General features: G+C 68.6%; 13 protein-coding genes and 1 pseudogene. 9 read left to right on the plus strand and 5 right to left on the minus strand.

Annotated features, from left to right (window positions below; all coding sequences use genetic code 11):
- Positions 1–56: 56 nt before the first annotated feature.
- Positions 57–1,586: a L,D-transpeptidase family protein gene (locus ACULPM_RS07365; protein ID WP_445331023.1), complete on the minus strand. Its 1,530-nt coding sequence runs from the start codon at positions 1,584–1,586 to the stop codon at positions 57–59.
- A 123-nt stretch (positions 1,587–1,709) separates the two neighbouring features.
- Here ACULPM_RS07365 and ACULPM_RS07370 point away from each other — a divergent pair, with 123 nt between their 5' ends.
- Positions 1,710–2,525 carry a TrmH family RNA methyltransferase gene (locus ACULPM_RS07370; RefSeq protein ID WP_167929275.1) on the plus strand — a complete coding sequence of 272 codons (816 nt, stop codon included), beginning with the start codon at positions 1,710–1,712 and terminating at the stop codon, positions 2,523–2,525.
- A gap of 329 nt (positions 2,526–2,854) precedes the next feature.
- Here the strand turns inward: ACULPM_RS07370 and ACULPM_RS07375 are convergent, their stop codons facing one another.
- The 3 genes from ACULPM_RS07375 to ACULPM_RS07385 all read right to left on the minus strand — a co-directional run bounded on the left by ACULPM_RS07375 (position 2,855) and on the right by ACULPM_RS07385 (position 8,731).
- Positions 2,855–3,778: a hypothetical protein gene (locus ACULPM_RS07375; RefSeq protein WP_445331022.1), complete on the minus strand. Its 924-nt coding sequence runs from the start codon at positions 3,776–3,778 to the stop codon at positions 2,855–2,857.
- A gap of 964 nt (positions 3,779–4,742) precedes the next feature.
- On the minus strand, positions 4,743–6,644 hold the full coding sequence (gene ftsH / locus ACULPM_RS07380; protein ID WP_445331021.1) for an ATP-dependent zinc metalloprotease FtsH: 1,902 nt from the start codon (positions 6,642–6,644) through the stop codon (positions 4,743–4,745).
- A 194-nt stretch (positions 6,645–6,838) separates the two neighbouring features.
- Positions 6,839–8,731 carry a fructose-1,6-bisphosphatase gene (locus ACULPM_RS07385; protein ID WP_445331020.1) on the minus strand — a complete coding sequence of 631 codons (1,893 nt, stop codon included), beginning with the start codon at positions 8,729–8,731 and terminating at the stop codon, positions 6,839–6,841.
- Between the two features lie 509 nt (positions 8,732–9,240).
- Here ACULPM_RS07385 and ileS point away from each other — a divergent pair.
- From ileS to ACULPM_RS07420, 7 genes and pseudogenes are all read left to right on the plus strand, one after another.
- Positions 9,241–12,018, plus strand: a complete 2,778-nt coding sequence (ileS, locus tag ACULPM_RS07390; RefSeq protein WP_445331027.1) for an isoleucine--tRNA ligase — start codon at positions 9,241–9,243, stop codon at positions 12,016–12,018.
- Between the two features lie 3 nt (positions 12,019–12,021).
- A complete protein-coding gene (gene lspA, locus ACULPM_RS07395; protein WP_445331019.1) occupies positions 12,022–12,537 on the plus strand; it encodes a signal peptidase II in 516 nt (171 codons plus the stop codon).
- Between the two features lie 72 nt (positions 12,538–12,609).
- The gene (locus ACULPM_RS07400; RefSeq protein WP_445331018.1) at positions 12,610–13,638 is read left to right on the plus strand and encodes an RluA family pseudouridine synthase; all 1,029 of its coding nucleotides are present in this window, start codon (positions 12,610–12,612) and stop codon (positions 13,636–13,638) included.
- A gap of 51 nt (positions 13,639–13,689) precedes the next feature.
- Positions 13,690–14,982: a glycosyltransferase family 2 protein gene (locus ACULPM_RS07405; RefSeq protein ID WP_445331026.1), complete on the plus strand. Its 1,293-nt coding sequence runs from the start codon at positions 13,690–13,692 to the stop codon at positions 14,980–14,982.
- Positions 14,983–15,233: 251 nt separating this feature from the next.
- Positions 15,234–16,865, plus strand: a complete 1,632-nt coding sequence (locus ACULPM_RS07410; protein WP_445331017.1) for an ABC transporter transmembrane domain-containing protein — start codon at positions 15,234–15,236, stop codon at positions 16,863–16,865.
- A 54-nt stretch (positions 16,866–16,919) separates the two neighbouring features.
- Positions 16,920–17,762, plus strand: a pseudogene (locus ACULPM_RS07415) (ABC transporter transmembrane domain-containing protein); the annotation flags it as partial.
- A gap of 451 nt (positions 17,763–18,213) precedes the next feature.
- Positions 18,214–18,510: an ATP-binding cassette domain-containing protein gene (locus ACULPM_RS07420; protein WP_445332330.1), complete on the plus strand. Its 297-nt coding sequence runs from the start codon at positions 18,214–18,216 to the stop codon at positions 18,508–18,510.
- Between the two features lie 321 nt (positions 18,511–18,831).
- Here ACULPM_RS07420 and ACULPM_RS07425 read toward each other — a convergent pair whose 3' ends face one another.
- Complete coding sequence (locus tag ACULPM_RS07425; RefSeq protein WP_445331016.1) at positions 18,832–19,659, minus strand: helix-turn-helix domain-containing protein; 828 nt, start codon at positions 19,657–19,659, stop codon at positions 18,832–18,834.
- Positions 19,660–19,836: 177 nt separating this feature from the next.
- On the opposite strand from ACULPM_RS07425, the gene ACULPM_RS07430 reads away from it, so the two are divergent.
- Positions 19,837–21,348, plus strand: a complete 1,512-nt coding sequence (locus tag ACULPM_RS07430; protein WP_445331015.1) for an IMP dehydrogenase — start codon at positions 19,837–19,839, stop codon at positions 21,346–21,348.
- The last annotated feature ends 57 nt before the right edge of the window (positions 21,349–21,405 follow it).

Below are 21,405 nucleotides of genomic sequence, written 5' to 3' on the forward strand. Positions count from 1 at the left end.
GTCAGGTTCGCTTGGCATGCCAAACGAACCTGACGCCAGCGGCACGGTGACACTCTCTAGTAGTGGACCACCACGACGTCGCCGACTTTGGTGAGGTCGTAGAGCTCGGCCGCCTTGCCGAGGGGCAGGTTCACGCAGCCGTGGCTGCCGTTGCCCTGGTAGATGGTCCCGCCGAAGTTGCTGCGCCAGTCGGCGTCGTGGAGCGCCACGAGGTTGCCCACGAAGGGGATCCAGTAGTTGACGTGGCTCTCGTAGTCGGGCTCGCCGTCCTCGTCGTAGTCAAGCCCCTTGAGCGTCTGGTCGAGCGCCTTGTAGGAGTTGATGGGGTTGACGCCCGTGGGCGTGTCGTAGCCCTGGGTGGGGTCGCCCGTGACGCAGGCGGACTCAAAGATGAGCGAGCCGTCATCGCCGTACATGCGCACGTACTGCTCGGAGATGTCGATGTCGATGTAGCGGTTGCCCCAGTCGCGCCCTCCCTGGTCGGGGGCGAAGCCCGTGCTCTGCTTGAGGGGAATCTCGATGGCCTGGGGCGAGCCGCCCTTGATCGCGGAGATGAGGGCCGTCGTGGTCTCCGCCTCGTTGGTGACGATGCCCCACGACCCGCCGGAGACGCTCACCTGCTTGCCGTCGGGGCGGGTGTAGGTGCGGGTCTTGCCCACGGTGTCGAGCGCGCCGACGTTCTCGTGCACCCACTCGCCGATGGCCTCCTCGTTGAGCGAGACCGAGAGGTCCTCGCCGATCGCCACCCAGCTGGAGACGAGGTCGGGGCTCACGTCGAGCACGAGCTGGCCGCTGATGAGCAGGGTCGTTCCCGCGGAGGCGAGGTAGGTGTTCGCGGCGTCCGCGGCGGCCTGGAGCGCGCTCGCGTCGGAGAGGCACTCGTCGCCGATCTCGACGGTGGGGGAGAGCTCGGAGACGGCCTGCTTCACGCGCTCGCACACGGCCGTCGCGTCGAGCAGGCTCGCTGCGGCGTGCTCGTCGACGACGTAGGCGCCCGCCTCGGCGCTGTAGGAGACCCCAAGCCCGGTGGTCTCCTCGGCGGCGCGGACCCGCTCCTCGACGGCAGGCGTCACGATCTGCGCGAGCTTGTCGGCATCGAAGACGGGGTCGGCCTCGAGCGTGAGGTCGCGCGTGCCGGCGACCTCGAGGGGCCAGGCCCAGGGGTTCACCTGCTCGAGCGCGGCCTGCGCGTACGCGGTCCCGTCGTAGGAGAGGCCGATCTCGGGGGCGGAGACGGTGAGGTCGAGCCCCTGCCCCGTGATGTGGAGGGCATATCCGTCGAGCGACGCGGTCTTCTCGGCCGCGACCTCCTCGACGGAGCGCAGGGAGACGTCGGCCCCGTCGAGCGTGGTTCCCGGCATGAAGTTCGACTGAAAGTAGACGCCCCCCGCCACGTAGGCGCCGGCGAGAAGGACGACGATGACGGCGGGTATGGCCCACAGGAGCCGGCGGCGCGGGCGCTGGGGCGTCGGGCCGTCGGAGACGGGGCTAACGAAGGCGCTCTCGGGGCCGGGGATAAAGCTCGCGCCGGGGGCGGCCCCCTCGGCAGGGCGCGAGTCGGTCTGCTTCTTCATATGGCTAGGCATGCGATGATCCACCCTAGGTAGCTCGTGTGCGGTTCCTGGCGGCCGGCGGCCGTCTCGGCTATCGTACCCTACAGGCGCGACAGATTCCGCTCAGATCGCGTCCCGTCATCAAAAGGGGGAGGAATGGCACACACCGTCCGGCTCGAGGGGCTCGAGGACCCGAGGCTCGACGTCTTCGCCCGGCTCACCGACCATCAGCTCCGCGCGGGGGTCGAGGCGGGGCGCGGGCTCCTCGTCGCAGAGTCGCCGCTCGTCGTCGAGGTGGCGCTGGAAGAGGGGGTGGAGCCGGTCTCGTTCCTCGTCGACGAGCGGCATCTCTCGACCTGCTCGGCACTGCTCGAGCGCGCGGGGGACGTGCCGGCCTTCGTGCTGCCCGGCGAGCAGATGGAGCGGCTCTGCGGGTACCGCGTGACGCGCGGCTTCCTCTGCGCGATGCGCCGCCCGCGCCCACTTTCGGTTGAGGCCGCCCTCGAGGGGGCCCGCAGGGTCGTCGTGCTCGAGGACCTCGTGGACGTGACCAACGTGGGAGCGCTCTTCCGCTCCGCCGCCGCGCTCGGGGCGGACGCCGCGATCCTCTCGCCGCGCTGCGCCGACCCCTACGTGCGCCGGGCCGTCCGCGTCTCGATGGGGTGCGTCTTCAAGCTTCCGTGGGCGCGCGCCGACGAGGCCTCCTGGCCCGAGGCCACGCTCGAGGGGCTGCGCGGGCGGGGCTTCTCGGTTCTGGCGCTCGCGCTGGAGGAGGGCGCGCTGCCCCTCGACGACCCGGCGCTTCTCGCGGGCGACCGGCGCGCCCTGCTCTTCGGCAGCGAGGGCTACGGGCTCTCACGCCGGGCGCTTGCCGCCTGCGACCGATCGGTCATCATCCCCATGTCGCACGGCGTCGACTCACTGAACGTGGCCGCGAGCTCAGCCGTCGCCTTCTGGCAGCTCTTCCGGTAGGGTGTCGGCGCCGCGTCCTTCTCGCCGCGGTACCGCGGGCACTCACTTTCGGAACTGCGTACGACCCCGTACTCACTTCCGCATCTGAGTCCGTCCGGCCTCCCCGGCCTGTACTCATTTCCGGATCTGCGTATCCGCCCGGAGTCCCGCGGGCACTCAGTTCCGGAACTGCGCACGACCCCGTACTCACTTCCGCATCTGAGTCCGCTGGGGGCCTTGGTCGGCGCTCAGTTCCGGATTTGCGTATCCACCTGCGGCCCGGATGACGCTCACTTCCGCATCTGAGTGCCAGGCCGTACGCAGATGTGGAACTGAGCATCCGAGAACCGTCAGGATTCCGTTCCCCGCGCGAGCGCCCTTGAGCCCTCCATGAGAAGCGGCTCCGCGCGCCCGGTCCACGTGAGCCCGTCCGCGCGGTCGAGCTCGAGGCGAAGTCGCTCCCGCCGCGCCCTTCTCGCCTCGCGGGCCAGCTCGCCGAGGGACGGCTCCTCGATTCCAAGGTCGCGACGTATGCGCGAGACGAGCCAGTCGAGGTAGCCGGGGTCGTCATAGTGGTCCTTCTCGATCTCGTACGGCTTGATGCCGCAGGCGAGAAGCTCGTTTCGGCGGTTGGTGTCCTTCTCCTTCTGCGCCTCGTCGCGATGGTACTCGCCCTGGTAGTCGAGGGCGCACCCGCGAAAGGGGATTGAGCCGAGGGGCGCGTCGGCAGGTGCGAGCAGCATGATGTCCGGCTTCCTGATGCGCTCCTGGGCCTCCCCGAGCGCCGCGCCGGCCCGCTCCACGAGGACGGGATCGTTGAGCCCCACGACCTCGAGACCGTAGCCCCCGAGCCGCGGGCTGAACTCGAGGCGATGGACGGTCTTGCTCTCGCGCGGGGATCCGGATCGCTCCCGCGCCCGCGCGAGCGCCCGTCGAAGCTTCGAGCCTCCGCGGCAGGGACCCATGAGGTCGAGGTACGCGATGATTCCATCCACACTCGTGATCGGGTCGCGGCGTCTGACGAGCCCCTTTGCCGCGCGGGGTTGGATGCCGTAGTGCCCGCAGAGCTCGTCGACGAGCAGGAGTAGCTCCAGGTCGCTGGCGTACTCCGCCATCTGGAGCGCGACGAGCTCCGGGGTCGCACAGAGGACGTCGGGCGCGAGCGAGAAGAACGAGCCCGGTGGATATCTGCGACGTGCTTGGTGCGCAACGAGCAGCTCCGAGCGGTGGCGGGCCGTCTCCCCGGAGACGATCACGTGGTGGGGAGTGCTCACCGCAGAGAGGGGCTCCAGGCGTGCCAGGGTAGCCGCGGCCCACGAGGGGTCCGGCATGCGCTCCGGGGCGGGGAGGCTCTCGCGGCGTCGGCCCCGTTCCAGGAGCCTTGGCGCGTTCCAGCAGCGGAGCACCTCGAGTGCGGTGGTATGTGAGAGGCAGATAGTCATCATGGGACGAGCGTAGCGCGAGACCGGATGGCAACCGGCGCGATTGCGAGATTTCTCGCCGGTTTGCTGCCGCGAAGCGGACGCCCCGCTGACCATCTGACGCTTCCGCGCAGGTCAACGTGGTTGACATAAGTTTCGGCCGATGAAAAATCGTCGCTGATGACGACCGCTCGAGGTCCCGTTCGCGACCGTCCGCCGCGACCGGCGGCCACTGCACTTTGGGGGCCTCAGGATTCGTCGCGGATCGCGGCGCTTCGCGCTTCCACCCGCGGTGCTCAGATGCGGAACTGAGCATCAGGGGGTGCTCACTTCCGCATCTGAGTAGGGAACGGCACTCAAATCCGGATTTGAGCGCGGGATTGCGGCCCGGATGGTACTCACTTCCGCATCTGAGTCCCGGGCTGTACGCAGATGCGGAACTGAGCACGGCGCCGTGCGCACATCAGGAACTGCGTACGAGCCCGTACTCACTTCCACATCTGAGTCCGCCCGGACCTCCGGATGGCACTCACTTCCGGATTTGCGCATCCGCCCGCGGCCCGGATGGCACTCACTTCCGCATCTGAGTCCCGGGCCGTACGCAGATGCAGAAGTGAGTACGGGCTTGTACGCAGATGCGGAACTGAGCACGGCGCCGTGCGCACATCAGGAACTGAGTGCGGGCTTGGTGCGCACATCCTGAAGTGAGCGCCGCCGTGCCCGGCTTAGCGCCGAAACAGAGACCGACCCTCACGCGACTTCTGCGAAGCAGTGAGCGGTGAGGGTCGGTCTCTCCGTTTTGGCGGCTTGCGGCGAGCTACTCGGCCGGCTTCGGCATCTTGGGGGCGAAGCCGTCGTCGCGGGTGAGGATGTTCATGAACTCCTCGCCCGTGATGGTCTCCTTCTTCTGGAGGTAGTGGGCGATCTCGTGGAGCTTGAAGCGGTTCTCGCGCAGCGTGCGCAGCGCGGTCTGGTGCCCCTCCTCGACGAGGCGCTGCACCTCGGCGTCGATCTCCTGCGCGGTGCCCTCGGAGCAGGTGAGCTGAGAGCCCCCGCCGAGGTAGCGGCTCGCGGGCTGGCCGAGCTGCACCATGCCGAACTTCTCGGACATGCCGTACTGCGTGACCATGGCGCGCGCGAGCTGCGTGGCCTTCTCGATGTCGTTGGAGGCGCCGGTGGTCATCTCGTTGAAGATGAGCTCCTCGGCGGCGCGCCCGCCGCAGAGCACGGCAATCTTGTCCTTGGCCTCCTGGCGCGTGGTGAGGAAGTGCTCGTCCTCCTCGACCTGCATGGTGAAGCCGAGCGCGCCCGAGGTGCGCGGCACGATCGTGATCTTGGAGACGGGCGCCGAGCCCTTCTGCATCGCCGCCACGATGGCGTGTCCGGTCTCGTGGTAGGAGACGACCTCCTTCTCGTGCTGAGAGAGCACCGTGGACTTCTTCTTCTCGCCGGCGATGACCACGTCGACGGACTCGAGCAGGTCCTCCTGCGTGACGCGGTTCCGGCCGAAGCGCACGGCGCGCAGCGCGGCCTCGTTGATGATGTTGGCGAGGTCGGCGCCGGACGCGCCGGGCGTGGAGCGGGCGACGACGCCGAGGTCGATCCCGCGCTCCATCTTCACGTCGTCGGCGTGGATCTTGAGGATCGCCTCGCGGCCGGCGAGGTCGGGCAGCTCCACCGGGATGCGGCGGTCGAAGCGGCCCGGGCGCAGCAGTGCCTGGTCGAGCGTCTCTGGCCGGTTGGTGGCGGCCAAGACGACGATGCCCTTGTGGTTGTCGAAGCCGTCCATCTCGGAGAGGAGCTGGTTCAGGGTCTGCTCGCGCTCGTCGTTGGAGCTGAGGGAGGAGTCGCGCCGCTTGCCCACGGCGTCGATCTCGTCGATGAAGACGATGCAGGGCGCCTTCTCGCTCGCCTGCTTGAAGAGGTCGCGCACCTTGGCGGCGCCGCGGCCGACGAACATCTCGACGAAGGCCGAGCCCGCGATCTGGAAGAACGTGACGCCGGCCTCGCCGGCGACGGCCTTGGCCAGGAGCGTCTTGCCCGTGCCCGGAGGGCCCACGAGCAGCGCGCCGCGGGGGCAGCGCGCGCCGATCTCGTTGTACTTCTCGGGGTTCTTGAGGAAGCTCACGATCTCCTGGAGGGACTCCTTGGCCTCGTCCTGGCCTGCCACGTCCTTGAACGTGACCCCGGTCTCCTCGCCCTTGATCTCCTTGGCGTTGGACTTGCCGAGGCCGCCGCCCATGCCGAAGCCGCCCCCGCCGAAGTTCATCGAGGGGCCGTCGTCGCCCATGGCCTTCTTCATGCGGCGGTTGAGCCACCAGCCGATGCCGAGGAAGATGAGGATCGGCAGGCCGTAGGAGATGAGCAGCATGAGCCACATGTCCCCGGAGGTGTCCGGGATGTTGGCGTCGGCGTCGACGTTGTGCTCGTCGAGCCGCTCGATGAGCGTGCTGTCGCCCGGCCACATCGTGGTCTCGTAGATCTTCTCGCTCTCGCCCTCGCCGGTCGTGAAGGTGAGGGTGTTGTCGCCGGTGTTGAGGTCGACCTTCTTGACCTGGTCCTGGTCGACCATCGTGAGGAACTCGGTGTAGCTCACGTCCTGCACCTGACGCGCGGTGAGGTTGGTCCCGAGCGTCTGGCTGATCGCGAGGTACGCGATGAGCGCGATCAGGATGTAGAGCAGCATCGAGCGCCGACGCTTGTTCTCGTTCATGTCCATGAGTTGCGGTTACCCTTCATGCGTGTCCATACCTGGGTTCTTTGATACCCAGATTACCAGCCCTTAGTTTCGGAACAGACAATCTCCCGGTTTGCGTCATGTCGCGCCAGCGGCGTCAGGTTCGTTTGGCACGCCGCGCCAGCGTGCCAAACGAACCTGACGCCGCTGGCGCGGGTCGCCCATCGACGGCGTGCTCAGGCCCGCGCGCCGGCGTGCTCGGGCAGCTCTCCCGTGCGGTACCCGTCGAGAAGGGCGCGCAGATCGGAGATCTGCTCGCGGATGTCGGCGCCCGTGTCGGTGTCGTTGATCGTGAGCGGGCGCGGGTTCACCTCGAAGCGATCGTCGTCGCTCATGATGTCCGTGTTGAGGTCGAGGACGTCGGCGATCGAGCCGAAGGGGCGGTGCGCCTTGATGCGCATGCCGTGCGGGTCGGAGATGAGCGTGTAGCCCGCGATGCCCGTCGTCTTGTGGTAGGCCTGGCAGAAGCCGCCGTCGATGACGATGAGGTGGCCGCCGGCCCGCACGGCCTTCTCGCCCTCCGAGGCGTGGACCGGCGTGTGGCCGTTGATGATGTGGCCGCGGTCGGGGTTGACGCCGAACTCCTCGAGGATGCGCCGGCAGACCCCGGGGTTGTCCGTGAGGGCGTAGTAGGGGTCGCGCGGCTCGGCCCAGGTGGAGCGGTCCTTGAAGTAGGTCCGCTCGAAGGTCTTGACCACGCGGCCCGACAGCGGCGAGTAGCGCCCGCACCACAGGTACCACATCCAGTCGAGCGATATCTCGTCGTGCTCGTGCCAGGCGCGCCGGGCGAGGCGGTCGGCGTAGTCGTAGTAGGCCTTGCCGGCGAGGAGCTGCCCCTGGTGGTTCACGGGGTGGAAGGTCCCGTCCTCGTTCATGGGGACGCACGCGTGGAAGAGCACGTCGTCGTTGTGGACGAGGTAGGCGCTGCCGCGCTCGTAGAGGAAGTTCACGTGCGCCTGCAGCTTGTACGAGGTGCGCACTGCCTCGAGGAGGTTGTCCATGACGCGGATCTCGTCCTCGGAGAGCGCGTAGGGGTCGCTCGGGTCGAGGGTGGGGAAGTCGCTCGAGACGAGCTCGTACTCGCGGCCGCCCACCGCGCACACGCCGCGCGCGGGGTCCACGTGGCCCAGCAGCAGGCGGTCCTCCATGTGCCAGTTGGGGTGGCGCGCGATGGTCTGCCCCTCGAGCTTGAAGAGAATGACCGAGATGGCCTTCTCGAGCGGCGTCATGGCGTCGTCGGCCGCGTAGGTGGCCTCGGCGAACAGGGCGAGCTCGCGCAGCGAGACGCCGTAGGCGCTCTCGAGGATCTTGAGCGAGTCGTAGCGGATGTTGTTGCGGATCACGGCCGCGAGGCACGTGGCCGAGCCCGCCGCGGCGCCCATCCACACGATGTCGTGGTTGCCCCACTGCAGGTCGACGGAGTGGTACTCCATCAGGCGGTCGAGGATCTTGTCGGCGTGCGCGCCGCGGTCGAAGACGTCGCCCACGAGGTGGAGGTGGTCCACGGCGAGCCGCTTGATGAGCGAGGCGAGGCTCACGATGAAGTCGTCCGCCGAGCCCGTGTCCACGATCGTGTCGATGATGCGCTGGTGGTAGCGCTGGCGCTGCTCGCCCTCGCCGGGGGCGGCGTGGAGGAGCTCGTCGATGATGTAGGCGTACTCCACCGGCATGGCCTTTCGGACCTTCGAGCGCGTGTAGGAGTCGGAGAGGTAGCGCGCCAGGCGCACGAGCCGCATGAGCGTGATGGCGTACCACTCCGCGCTCACGACGCCCGAGGCCTTGAGGCGGCGGAGCTTCCGGTGCGGGTAGTAGATGAGCGTGCAGAGGTCTGCCTGCTCGTCGTGGGTGAGCTCGAAGCGGAACGTGGCCTGCACGCGCTCGCGGATGACGCCCGAGCAGTTGTTGAGGATGTGCTTGAAGGCGTCGTACTCGCCGTGGACGTCGGACACGAAGTGCTCGGTGCCCTTGGGCAGGTTGAGGATGGCCTCGAGGTTGATGATCTCCGTGTAGGCCGACTGCGCGGTGGGGAACTTCTCGGAGAGCAGCTCGAGGTACTTGCGGTCTGGCATGCGGGGTCCCTTCTCGTCGCGTATCCGTTCCATGGTGTGCCGTCGGTATCGATTCCGCACCCCACAATTCGGCGAGTAGAACAAGCTTGTAACGCGTGCGCGCCAAACGTGCTACCATGCTGCAACAGGCGTTGACGGGGAGAGTACCCGGGGGCGCGCGGCCAAGAGAGAGCGGGGACGGTGGGAGCCCGCGGCCGCGTCCCGGCGAAGATCACCCCCGAGCCGCGGCCCCAAAGCCTGGCGAGAAGAGCGTTCTTCTCGCCGCGCGAGTAGGCGTCGCCGGAGTGGCCGCCGACACAGGCCAGCCGAGTACGGCGGATATCCGCTCGCTGGGTGGTTCACAAGCGAAGTCGCGTGCGCGCTTCGTCCCAGCAGGAGGGGCGGGCGCGTTTTTTTCGTGTCCGGGAAGAGCGTGCAAAAGTGCCTGTCACTTTTGCACACAGAAGGAGGAGAGCGTGGCGAAGAACGAGTACAAGAAGACCACCAACCTGCCGAGCACGGGCTTTCCCATGCGCGCCGGCCTGGCTCAGAACGAGCCCAAGCGCCTGGCCATGTGGGAGGAGAACCACGTCTACGAGCAGATGATCGCCAAGAACGAGGGGCATGAGAAGTTCGTCCTGCACGACGGCCCCCCGTACGCCAACGGCCCCATCCACCTCGGCCACGCGCAGAACAAGATCTCCAAGGACATCATCAACCGCTACTGGTCCATGCGCGGCTACCAGACGCCGTACGTCCCCGGCTGGGACTGCCACGGCCAGCCCATCGAGCACAAGGTCGAGACCATGCTCGGCACGGAGAAGTTCAACCAGCTCCCCACCGAGAAGATCCGCGAGCTCTGCCGCAAGATGGCCGTCGAGCAGGTCGACACCCAGCGCCAGGGCTTCAAGCGCCTGGGCGTCCTCGGCGAGTGGGACAACCCCTACCTCACCTACGTGAACGACTACGACGCCACGGACGTGGAGATCTTCAAGGCCATCTTCGACGCCGGCGCCATCACGCAGGGCTCCAAGCCCGTGCACTGGTGCTCGCACTGCCACACGGCCCTCGCCGAGGCGGAGATCGAGTACGGCGACGAGGTCAGCCCCGCCATCTTCGTCCGCTTTGAGATGACCACGGTGCCGGAGGGCCTGGAGGCCTGGGCCGGCAGGCTCTTCGTGGACATCTGGACCACCACGCCCTGGACGCTTCCCGCCGACGACGCCGTGATCTGCCACCCCGAGGCCACCTACGTGGCGCTCGTGCACGACGGCCGCGCCGAGATCGTGGCCGAGGCGCTGGCCGAGCGCTGCGCCGAGAAGTTCGGCTACGGCGAGGTCGAGCTCGTGCGCGGCGAGGACGGGCAGGTCTGGCGCGCCACGGGCGAGCAGCTCGCGCACAACCGCTACAAGCAGCCGATCTTTGGCGACCAGGGCGAGACGGGCGAGTTCATCTACGCCGACTACGTCACCCTGGACGACGGCACGGGCATCGTCCACTGCGCGCCCGGCCACGGCGTGGACGACTACCTCGCCGGCCAGAAGTTCGGCATCCCCACGGTCATGCCGGTCGACGACGACGGCCGCTTCTTCGTGGGCGACGGCATGGGCACGGGCGGCCCGTGGTCCGGCATGGAGGTCAACGAGGCCAACCCCAAGATCATCGAGTGGCTGCGCGAGCGCGGCACGCTGATCCTTCACGAGGACATCAACCACAGCTACCCGCACTGCTGGCGCTGCAAGGAGCCCGTCATCTTCCGTGCCACGAGCCAGTGGTTTGTCTCGATGGACAAGCCCCTGCGCGGCGGCAAGAGCCTTCGCGAGCAGGCGCTCGAGGAGCTCTCCCACGTGCAGTTCTACCCCGGCCACGCCATCAAGCGCATCGGCTCGATGGTCGAGGGCCGCCCGGACTGGTGCATCAGCCGCCAGCGCAACTGGGGCGTTCCCATCCCGGCCTTCACCTGCCAGGACTGCGGCGAGACCGTCATGAACGACGACACGCTCGACGCCGTGATCAAGCTCTTCCGGAGCAAGGGCTCCGACGCCTGGTTCACCGACGACCCCGCGAGCTACCTTGGGCAGTCGTGCGTCTGCACCAAGTGCGGCGGGCACCATCTCAAGGCCAACAGGGACATCCTCGACGTGTGGTGGGACTCCGGCGTCTCCCACACCGCCGTCTGCCGCCACCGCGACAACCTCACGTTCCCGGCCGACATGTACCTCGAGGGCTCCGACCAGCACCGCGGCTGGTTCATGAGCTCGCTCATGACCTCCGTGGGCGCCTACGGCGTGGCGCCGTACAAGTCCGTGGTCTCCCAGGGCTTCACGCTCGACGGCCAGGGCCGCAAGATGTCCAAGTCGCTCGGCAACGTCATTGACCCCAACGCCGAGTGCGACACCCGCGGCGCCGACATCCTGCGCCTGTGGGTCACCTCCGTCGACACCTCCAACGACATCCCCTGCGACGGCACGATCCTCGACCACGTGGGCGAGGCCTACCGCCGCTTCCGCAACACCCTGCGCTTCCTGCTTGGTGAGATCGAGGGCCAGTTCGACCCGGCGGCAGACGCCGTGCCCTACGACGAGCTCCTCCCGTACGACAAGCTCACGCTCGCGCGCCTCTGCCAGGTCCACGACCAGGTGAGCGCCGCCTACGAGTCCTATCGCTTCAACGTGGTCTACCGCACGCTCTACGACTACGTGATCACGGAGCTCTCCAACGGCTACCTCAACGCCACCAAGGACCGCGTCTACTGCGGCGAGAAGAACGGCTTCGAGCGCCGCTCCGCGCTCACCGTCTGGGCGCAGATCCTCTCGATGCTTGTCCACGACCTGCAGCCCATCCTCGTCTACACCACCGACGAGGCCATGAGCTACCTCCCGGAGTCGCTGCGCGACGGCCAGGAGTACGCCGCCCTTCTCGACTGGTACCAGGCGCCCTGGTCCGCCGAGGAGTACGAGCCCTACCTCGCCGCCTACGACGCCGTCGTGGAGGCCCGCGCCGCCTTCACCAAGGCCTACGAGACCGCCATCGCCGACGGCACGCTCACCGAGAAGACCACGCAGGCCGCCCGCGCCACGCTGACGGCGCCCGCGGAGCTGCACGCGCTTCTGGCCGGCGAGCTTGGCTGCGACCTCGCCGAGCCGTTCGTCTGCTCCGAGGTCCTTCTCGCCCAGGGCGACGAGCTCGCCTGCTCCGTGGAGCCGGCGCGCGGCGAGAAGTGCCCGCGCTGCTGGAACTTCCGCGAGCTCGGCGAGGACGGCCTCTGCCCGCGCTGCCACGACGCCGTGGCAGCGCTCGGGGAGTAGGGCTTGGCCGGCGCGTACGCCACGAATCCCGCCCGCGCGCGGCGGCTGGCTCTCTTCGCGCTGGTCGCCGTCGCGGTCGTCGCGCTCGACCAGGCGAGCAAGGCTGCCGCGCGCGCCGCGCTCGTCCCGGGCGAGCCCGTGACGCTCATCCCGGGCGTGATGGACCTGAGCCTCGTCTACAACACGGGGGCCGCCTTCTCGCTCGGCGAGGGCGGCGGCCCCGTCTTCGTCCTGCTGGCCGCCGCGATCCTCGTCGCGGGGGTCGTGGTCGCGTGGCGGCGCGTCGACGTGCCGCTGCCGCTCGTGCTCACCGCCGCCGCCGTCGCGGGGGGCGGCGTGGGCAACGCGATCGACCGCGTGGCGCTCGGCGCCGTCACGGACTTCTTCAAGACGACGTTCGTCGACTTCGCCGTCTTCAACGTCGCCGACGTCTTCGTCACCTGCGGCGTGTTTCTCGCCGTCGTGCTCTGGTGGCGCTGGGACCTCGCCCGCGAGCGCGCCGCGGCGGCGGGGGAGTAGCGCCCGCCCGCGCCTCCGCCCGTGATACGATAGCCAGCCGAGAGGAGCCGCCCGCCGACGAGAGGAGCCCGCATGGCGCAGCGCATCGTGAACCTGCTCGTGGACCCCGCGGCCGACGGCATGCGGCTCGACGCGTTTCTCGCCACGGGCGACGGCATGCCCTCGCGCTCGGCGTGCGCCCGCCTCGTGGAGGAGGGCGCCGTCACGATCAACGAGACGCCCGCCACCTCAAAGTCCGAGAGGGTCCTTCTCGGCGACCGCGTCCGCGCGACCCTCGACGAGCCCGAGCCCGAGCTCGCGGGCGGCCTGCTCGCCCCCAACCCCTACATCCCGCTCGACATCCGCTTCGAGGACGAGTACCTCATCGTGCTCTCCAAGCAGGCGGGGCTCGTCTGCCACCCGAGCCCCGGACACGTCGACGACACGCTCGCCAACGCGCTCGTGGCGCACTGCGGCTACGCGCACCTCGGCATGCTCCAGGGCGAGGAGCGGCCCGGCATCGTCCATCGCCTTGACATGGACACCTCGGGCCTCATGGTCGCCGCCAAGGACGACGCCACGCAGAGGGCCCTTCAGGACCTCATCCGCCTGCGCGTGCTCGACCGCCGCTACGTCACGCTCACGCACGGGTACGTGGCGCATGACGAGGGGACCGTCGTCACCGGCATCGCCCGCTCCACGCGCGACCGCATCCGCATGGCCGTCTCCGACGCCCCCGGCGCGCGCGAGGCCATCACCACCTTCCGCGTGCTCGAGCGCTTCGAGGCGGGGCGGCGCGACGAGGGCTACACGCTTATGGAGTGCCACCTCTACACCGGGCGCACGCACCAGATCCGCGTGCACATGCGCCACGTGGGCCACGCCCTCGTGGGCGACCCGCTCTACGGCCGCGGTGACGCCCGGCTGAACCTCGGGCTCTCGCGGCAGTTCCTCCACTCGTGGCGCATCGCCTTCGACCACCCGGCGACGGGGGAGCGCATCACGATCGCCGACCGCCTGCCGGACGACCTTCTCGCTATACTAGAGGGACTGAGAGAGCGCTCGATGGGCCGGACCGCGGCGGGCGAGGAGATCTGCCCCGCGCTTGGCGCCGGGGCGTAAGGAAGCGAGAAGGACCGCGAGCAGACCGCGAGGGGTGTCGCCATGCCCATGATGGAGTTCAACAGACTCGGCCTCACGCCGATCGTCATCTTCAACCTGATCATCTGGCTCTTCTTCACGCTCGCGTACTTCTATCAGATCGTCTACGTGGTCCGCGTCATGTTCCGCGGGACGGTGACGCTGCCCAAGGCCAAGAAGCAGCACCGCTACGCGTTCTTCATCTCGGCGCACAATGAGGAGCTCGTCATCGGCAACCTCGTGCGCTCCATCCTCGCTCAGGACTACCCGCGCGAGCTCATGGACGTCTTCGTGGTCTGCGACGCCTGCACGGACAACACGCACGAGGAGGCCGAGAAGGCCGGCGCCATCGTCTGGGACAGAAACGACCTCGCGCGGCGCGGCAAGAGCTGGGCGCTCGACTACGGCTTCGACCGGATCCTCAACGAGTACGGCGACAAGTACGAGGCCTTCGTGGTCCTGGACGCGGACAACCTCGTGTCCAAGGACTTCATCTCGGTGATGAACCAGGCCTTCGACGCCGGCTACCTCGTCTGCACCGGGTACCGCAACTCCAAGAACTTCGACTCCTCCTGGGTGAGCGCCGCCTATGCGCTCTGGTTCATGCGCGAGGCCAAGTTCCTCAACAACGCCCGCATGATGGTCGGCACGAGCTGCGCCATCTCCGGCTCCGGCTGGATGGTCTCCGAGCGCATCGTGCGCGGCATGCACGGCTGGGACTTCCACACGCTCACCGAGGACATCCAGTTCTCCACCTTCTGCTGCGCCAACAACGTGCAGATCGGCTACGCGCCGGCCGAGTTCTTCGACGAGCAGCCCGTCACCTTCAAGGCCTCCTGGACGCAGCGCATGCGCTGGACCAAGGGCTTCTACCAGGTGTTCTTCTCGTACGCGCGCGACCTCGTGAAGGGCATCTCCAAGGGCCGCTTCGCAAGCTACGACATGCTCATGACGGTGGCGCCGGGCATGATTCTGACGCTGCTCTCGTTCTTCGTGAACGCCACGTACCTCATCGTGGGCTCGCTCTCCCACGGCTTCATCGCCACCCAGGGGGAGCTCAACATGTGCGTGGGCTCGCTCATCATGACCTTCGCGTCCATGTACGTCGTGTTCTTCATCCTTGCGATCATCACCACGGTCTCCGAGCGCAAGAAGATCCACGCCAAGAAGAAGTGGCGCGTGGTGGCCAACCTCTTCACGTTCCCGCTCTTCATGATGACCTACATCCCCATCACGGTGGCCGCGCTCTTCAAGAAGGTCGAGTGGGTGCCCACCAAGCACGACATCGCCGTCAACGTGGACGACATCGTGAGCGGCAACGCGTAGGCAAAAGGGGACGTGTTTTTTCGCGCGGGGCTTCTGGGACAGGCCTGCCCACGCTTGGCGGGCAGGCCTGTCCCAGAAGCCCCGCGCGAAAAAACACGTCCCATTTTGCCCCGAAGATCCGGCGCGCTCTCTTGGCGGGGTGCGCCGGATCTTCGGGTTGTGGGTGATGCCCCTTCGGCCGTGGTGCGTTTCTGACCTGCGGCGTCCTTCTCGTTCCTACGATGGTCCCAGCATCGAGGAAGGAGAGGGACATGGAGAGAAGAACCTCGGGTGGGAAGGCGTACCCGCTCTTCAGGCCGAGCGCGCGCAACCTCGCGCTGGCGCTCGGCGTGGCGTCCGGGACCGTGCTCTCGGCGGCAGCGGCGTACCTGCTGGGAGCGATCGTGGACGCCCTGGCGTCCGGCGCGCTCACGCTCGGTGAGATTGCGGCGCGGCTTGCGGCGTTTCTCGGCGTGTCGCTCGCGGCCGCGCTTGCGAAGTTCGCCCTCGATGACTGGCTTCCGCTCAGGGCCAACCTCCGCGCGGAGGTGGACGCCTCGGACGAGGCGATCGACCAGCTGCTCGCCATGCCGCAGCGCGCCTTCGAGCGCCACGACGCCGGCCACTTCCTGAACGTGGTGAACGGCGCGGCGTTTGGCTACGGCGCCATGGCGGTCTACCTGAACGTGAACGCTGTGGAGTACGCGATCGCGGTCGCGGCGCTGCTGGGGTGCGCCGCGGCGATCGACCTCGTGCTCGTGCCGGTCTTTCTCTGCGGGCTGGTCGCGTACTTTGCGGTCAACTGGGTTCCCATGCACTCCGCAGGGCGCCTGCTCATGGAGATGATGCCCGCGCGCGAGGCCTGGCAGGAGGAGGCCCGTCGCCTCGTGGAGGAGAAGCGCGCGGCCAACGCCTGCGGCGCCGAGGGGTTCTACGAGCGGCGCTTCGAGGGCTGCACGAACGAGTACCGCGCGTTCCTCCGCCGGCACCGCCTCGCCGACACCGCGCAGACGACGCTTCCCGCCGCCGTCTCGCCGGCGCTCCAGGTCGTGGTGCTCGCCGTGTGCGTGGCGCTCTGGGTGGCGGGGCAGGTGAGCCTCGGGGCGGTCGTCGCGGCGTGGCAGCTCTTCTCGCTGCTGCAGACCCCCATGGCGGGCATCTGCTCGTTCGTGAGCTTCTACGTTGCAAACCGAGCGAACCTCGCGCTGCTGCGCGAGCACGCCGGTGAGGCCGGGGAGCCCTCCGGCTTCGAGGCGCTCGCGACGGATGAGAGGGGCCTGGCGGCGCACGTGGAGGGCGCCCTCTGGGCGACGCCCGCGCGCGGCGAGGACGGCAAGTGCCTCTTTGCGGGCGAGGTCGAAGTCGGCCGCGGCGAGCTCGTTGTGATCAAGGGCGCCAACGGCACGGGCAAGTCGCGCCTGCTGGACTTCCTGCGCGGGCTCTCCGACCCGGCCGACCTCGACGGGCGGGCCGAGCTTTCGCCGGAGGTGCTCCGTGCGGCCTACCTCACCTACCCGGTGCCCGTCTTTGCGGGGGACCTCGCCTACAACCTCCTCGGCGGCGCGGCGGACCCGGAGGTCGCGCGCGTGCTCGACCTGGGCGACCTGCCGGGGCGCGCCATCACGGACCAGCCGCTCAACCTCTCGCTCGGCGAGCGCCAGAAGCTGGGGCTCCTGCGCGCCCTCTCGCGCCCCGAGCCGGCGGTCCTTCTCGACGAGCCGCTCGCCAACCTCGACGCCGCCACGAGCGCGCGGCTCTGCAACTACCTCGCCCACCTGCGCGGCCGCCGCACCGTCGTGGCAATCATGCACTCGGGCGAGCTCGACGTGGCGGCGGACCGCATCTACGAGATCCGCGACGGCCGCCTGGACCGCGTCTGTCAATTGGGGACAGTCCCCAATTGACAGGTCACGGCTGGAGTCATCCCTAGGGCGCGAGCGCGCCAGATTGGTGGAATCATGATTAAGAAGAGCACATACCCGATTGTGGACACAAGCATTCGCAATGTCGCTCGCTCCGTGGGCGTCGCGGCGTCCACGCTGCTCGCCGCGGCGACGAGCGTCGTCGTTGGCCGTGTCGTCGACGGGCTCGCGAACGGGGCATCGGGCGTCGGGGCGCTGCTCGCCCTCGCCCTCGTCCTCGCAGTGGCGTCCGCTGCCGCGACGGTCCTCCTCGGCGAGTGGGTGCCCACGTGGCTGGGGGTGCGTCGCTTCCTCGATAGCGCCGTGGCCTGCGCCAGGGACATCCTCGCCGCCCCGCAGCGCGCCTTCGCACGGCATGAGAAGGGTCACTTCGTGAACGTCCTCATGAACTCGACTGACACCTACGGCACGCTCTACGCCGCGGCCAGCGTGCGCGTCCCGGGAGCGGTGCTGGCGCTGGTGGGGACCGTGGCCATCGCGGCGCTGATCGACCCGCTGATGGCGGTGCTGGTCGTCGTCTACGCGCCCGTCCTCTGGCTCGCGCTGCGGCTCCCCGCGCGCTCGCTCGCAGAGCTCCAGCGCGACGTCCTCCCCGTGCAGGACGCCTGGCTCGGCGAGTCCAAGCGCATCGCCGAGAACAAGCGCGCCGTCAATGCGGCCGGCGCCGAGGGGTACTTCTCTGCGCGCTACCGCGAGCGCTCCGAGGCTTTCCTGCGCACCGTGACGCGCTACCGCTTCCTCGAGCTGCTCATCTCCAGCCTCCCCGCGCTGCTCTCCTGCGCGCTTGCGGCGGCGATGATGGGGGCCGCGGCGTGGCGCTGCGCGTCAGGCGCGGCGGGCGTGGGCCAGGTGCTCGTGGCGTACTCGCTCGCACAGCTCGTGCAGGCGCCGATTACTGCCATCGTGCAGCGCGTGGCGCAGGTGCGTGGCAACATGCCGCACGTCGAGCGCCTGCGCGAGGTGGCTGCGTCTGCGTCGGAGCCCTCCGGCTTCGAGGCGCTCGCGACGGGCGAGAAGGACCTGGCGGCACACGTGGACGGCACCCTCTGGGCCACGCCCGCGCGCGGCGAGGACGGCAAGTGCCTCTTTGCGGGCGAGGTCGAAGTCGGCCGCGGCGAGCTCGTCGTAATCAAGGGCGCCAACGGCACGGGAAAGTCCCGCCTGCTCGACTTCCTGCGCGGGCTCTCCGACCCTGCCGACCTCGACGGGCGGGCCGAGCTTTCGCCGGAGGTGCTCCGTGCGGCCTACCTCACCTACCCGGTGCCCGTCTTTGCGGGGGGACCTCGCCTACAACCTCCTCGGCGGCGCGGCGGACCCGGAGGTCGCGCGCGTGCTCGACCTGGGCGACCTGCCGGGGCGCGCCATCACCGACCAGCCGCTCAACCTCTCGCTCGGCGAGCGCCAGAAGCTGGGGCTCCTGCGCGCCCTCTCGCGCCCCGAGCCGGCGGTCCTTCTCGACGAGCCGCTCGCCAACCTCGACGCCGCCACGAGCGCGCGGCTCTGCGACTACCTCGCCCACCTGCGCGGCCGCCGCACCGTCGTGGCAATCATGCACTCGGGCGAGCTCGACGCGGCGGCGGACCGCATCTACGAGATCTGCGACGGGCGGCTCACGCGCGTCAAGTAGGCGCGTCACGCCGATTCTTATCGACCCAGCACCGCACTCCCCGCCGACACTCATGAGTGCCGGCAGGGAGTGCCGGCGTTCTCGAATGGTGGAAGAGGGGAGTGTCGGCACCCATTTGGCGTCTGTCGAGAAGTGCCGGCTTCGCGCTCCCGAGGAGCCGGCACTCATGGGTGTCGGCCCAGGGGCCGGAGCCCTCGCGTGCCGGAGCCCTCGCGCGTCTCCGTCCGCCTCTCGGGAGACCGTCCAAAATTAATCCGCCCTGTGGCGCTGAGAAAATGAAAAAGCCCAGTTGGGCGTTAGCTGACGGACCGTCAGGGCGGATTAATTTCGCGCCGCCTCGCGCCACTCCGCGGGACCGCACCCAAACTGAGCCCGGAACGCGCGGTAGAAGTTGCTCGTCCCGGCGTAGCCCACCTGCCGGGCCACCTCGCGCACCGGAAGGCTCGTCGCGCGCAGCAGCATCACCGCGCGCTCCATGCGTTGCTCGGCCACGAGCTCCGTGAACGTCTTCCCGCAGCGCTCGTGGATGAGCTCGGAGAGGTACGTGGTGCTGTAGGAATAGCGCCGTGCCAGCCCAGAGAGGCTCACGGACTCCGGGTGCGCGGAGATCTCCTGCAAGATCACGGCGAGCGCCTCGTCCGCCCCCTTCGGCCCCTCCTCGGGGATGGCGGGGGAGGCCAGGGCCACTATCGCGACGCCAAGCGCCTCCACCACCTGCTCCCAGCCGTCGCGCCGCTCCACGTAGGTCACCGCGGCGGCGGCAAAGAGGTCGATCATGAGCTCCTTGTTGGGGTCGGGCGCGCTGACGCGCCGCGCGGGATGGCGCTTCGTCGCGGTGGTCGTGAGCATGCGAAAGAGCGGCGAGTCCTCGTCCGCGATGGGCGTGAGGCTCTGAACGAAACGCTCTGTTGTGAAGTACAGGGCGAGAAATACCGTGCGGTCCGCGTCCGGGCGCGACGCGTCTCCGCAGAGCACGCCGAGTGGCGCCGACATCGAGATGATGTCGTGGTCGCCGGGGTTGGGCGGCATCGCGCCCATCTCGTCCTCGAGCCACGCGAGCATGAGAACGTTGCGCCCCGCCCGTGGCGCCCGCCCCGCCGTCTCGTCCATGATCTGCCGCACCGCCGCGGCCACGCGCGCGCTCTTCATGAGGCCCCCTCTCGACGCCTTGAGTATACGGCGCGCGCCTCCTGCGGCCGCCCTCCGCGTGTCCTTATCGTGAGCTGGTACTTCTCGGCAAACGGCAGCCGATAAACCCGTGAGCGGATGTTACAATGGCGTGAACTCAGCCAGTCATCCGCCGCGGGCGGGGAGAGGAGCCAGCACATGGCCACGTTCTTCGAGGGGGAGTCCCACACCTTTTCCGAGTACCTGCTCGTCCCCGGATACTCCTCGGCGGAGAACATCCCCGCCAACGTGTCGCTCAAGACCCCGCTCGTGAGGTTCCGCCGCGGCGAGGAGCCCGCGCTCAGCCTCAACATCCCGATGGTCTCCGCCATCATGCAGTCCGTCTCCGGCGTCGACATGGGCGTCGCGCTCGCCATCGAGGGCGGCCTCGCCTTCATCTACGGCAACCAGACGCCCGAGGCCGAGGCCGCCATGGTCAAGGCCGTCAAGGACCACAAGGCCGGCTTCGTCGAGTCCGACTCCACGCTCACGCCGGACATGACGATGGAGCAGGTCATGGAGCTCAAGGAGCGCACCGGCCACTCCACCATGCCCGTCACCGACGACGGCTCCTCCCGCGGCAAGCTCCTCGGCATCGTGACGAGCCGCGACTACCGTCCCAGCCGCGACGACCACCAGAAGAGGGTCCGCGAGTTCATGACCCCGCGCGAGCGCCTCATCGTGGGGGACAAGGACATCACGCTCAAGAAGGCCAACGACGTCATCTGGGACAACAAGCTCAACGCCCTGCCCGTCGTGGACGAGAACGACCACCTCGTGGGCATCGTCTTCCGCAAGGACTACGACCAGCACAAGTCCAACCCCAACGAGCTCCTGGACGCCAACAAGCGCTACATGGTGGGCGCGGGCATCAACACCCGCGACTACGCCGAGCGCGTGCCGCTGCTCGTGGAGGCCGGCGCCGACGTGCTCTGCATCGACTCCTCCGAGGGCTTCTCCGAGTGGCAGAAGCGCACGCTCGAGTGGGTGCGCGCCAACTACGGCGATGAGGTCAAGGTGGGCGCCGGCAACGTCGTCGACGAGGACGGCTTCCGCTTCCTCGCCGACTGCGGCGCCGACTTCGTGAAGGTCGGCATCGGCGGCGGCTCGATCTGCATCACGCGCGAGACCAAGGGCATCGGCCGCGGCCAGGCCTCCGCGGTCATCGACGTCTGCCGCGCGCGCGACAAGTACTACGAGGAGACCGGCATCTACGTGCCCGTCTGCTCCGACGGCGGCATCGTCTACGACTACCACATGACGCTCGCGCTCGCCATGGGCGCCGACTTCATGATGCTCGGCCGCTACTTCGCCCGCTTCGACGAGAGCCCCACCGAGCGCGTGAACGTCAACGGCCAGTACATGAAGGAGTACTGGGGCGAGGGCTCCGCGCGCGCCCGCAACTGGCAGCGCTACGACCAGGGCGGCGCCTCCAAGCTCGGCTTCGTCGAGGGCGTCGACTCCTACGTGCCCTACGCCGGCTCCCTCAAGGAGGGCGTGGGCCAGACGATCTACAAGATCAAGTCCACGATGTGCAACTGCGGTGCCAAGACCATCAAGGAGCTGCAGGAGAAGGCGCGCCTGACGCTCGTCTCGTCCACCTCGATCGTCGAGGGCGGTGCGCACGACGTCGTGGTCAAGGACTCCCAGCACTCCGTGAGCTACCGCTAGGCGAGAAGAACCTGCGACTGCCGGCCTCCCGGACGTCTCTTTGAGAAGTGCGCTGCG

This window comes from Thermophilibacter sp. ZX-H3 (assembly GCF_052599055.1).

Coding starts and splice junctions, on each gene's coding strand:
- ACULPM_RS07425 (WP_445331016.1), bottom strand. CDS start 19,659: ATGAAGAGCGCGCGCGTGGCCGCGGCGGTGCGGCAGATCATGGACGAG.
- ACULPM_RS07370 (WP_167929275.1), top strand. CDS start 1,710: ATGGCACACACCGTCCGGCTCGAGGGGCTCGAGGACCCGAGGCTCGAC.
- ACULPM_RS07365 (WP_445331023.1), bottom strand. CDS start 1,586: ATGCCTAGCCATATGAAGAAGCAGACCGACTCGCGCCCTGCCGAGGGG.
- ACULPM_RS07400 (WP_445331018.1), top strand. CDS start 12,610: ATGGCGCAGCGCATCGTGAACCTGCTCGTGGACCCCGCGGCCGACGGC.
- ileS (WP_445331027.1), top strand. CDS start 9,241: ATGCGCGCCGGCCTGGCTCAGAACGAGCCCAAGCGCCTGGCCATGTGG.
- ACULPM_RS07410 (WP_445331017.1), top strand. CDS start 15,234: ATGGAGAGAAGAACCTCGGGTGGGAAGGCGTACCCGCTCTTCAGGCCG.
- ftsH (WP_445331021.1), bottom strand. CDS start 6,644: ATGGACATGAACGAGAACAAGCGTCGGCGCTCGATGCTGCTCTACATC.
- ACULPM_RS07385 (WP_445331020.1), bottom strand. CDS start 8,731: ATGCCAGACCGCAAGTACCTCGAGCTGCTCTCCGAGAAGTTCCCCACC.
- ACULPM_RS07405 (WP_445331026.1), top strand. CDS start 13,690: ATGGAGTTCAACAGACTCGGCCTCACGCCGATCGTCATCTTCAACCTG.
- ACULPM_RS07430 (WP_445331015.1), top strand. CDS start 19,837: ATGGCCACGTTCTTCGAGGGGGAGTCCCACACCTTTTCCGAGTACCTG.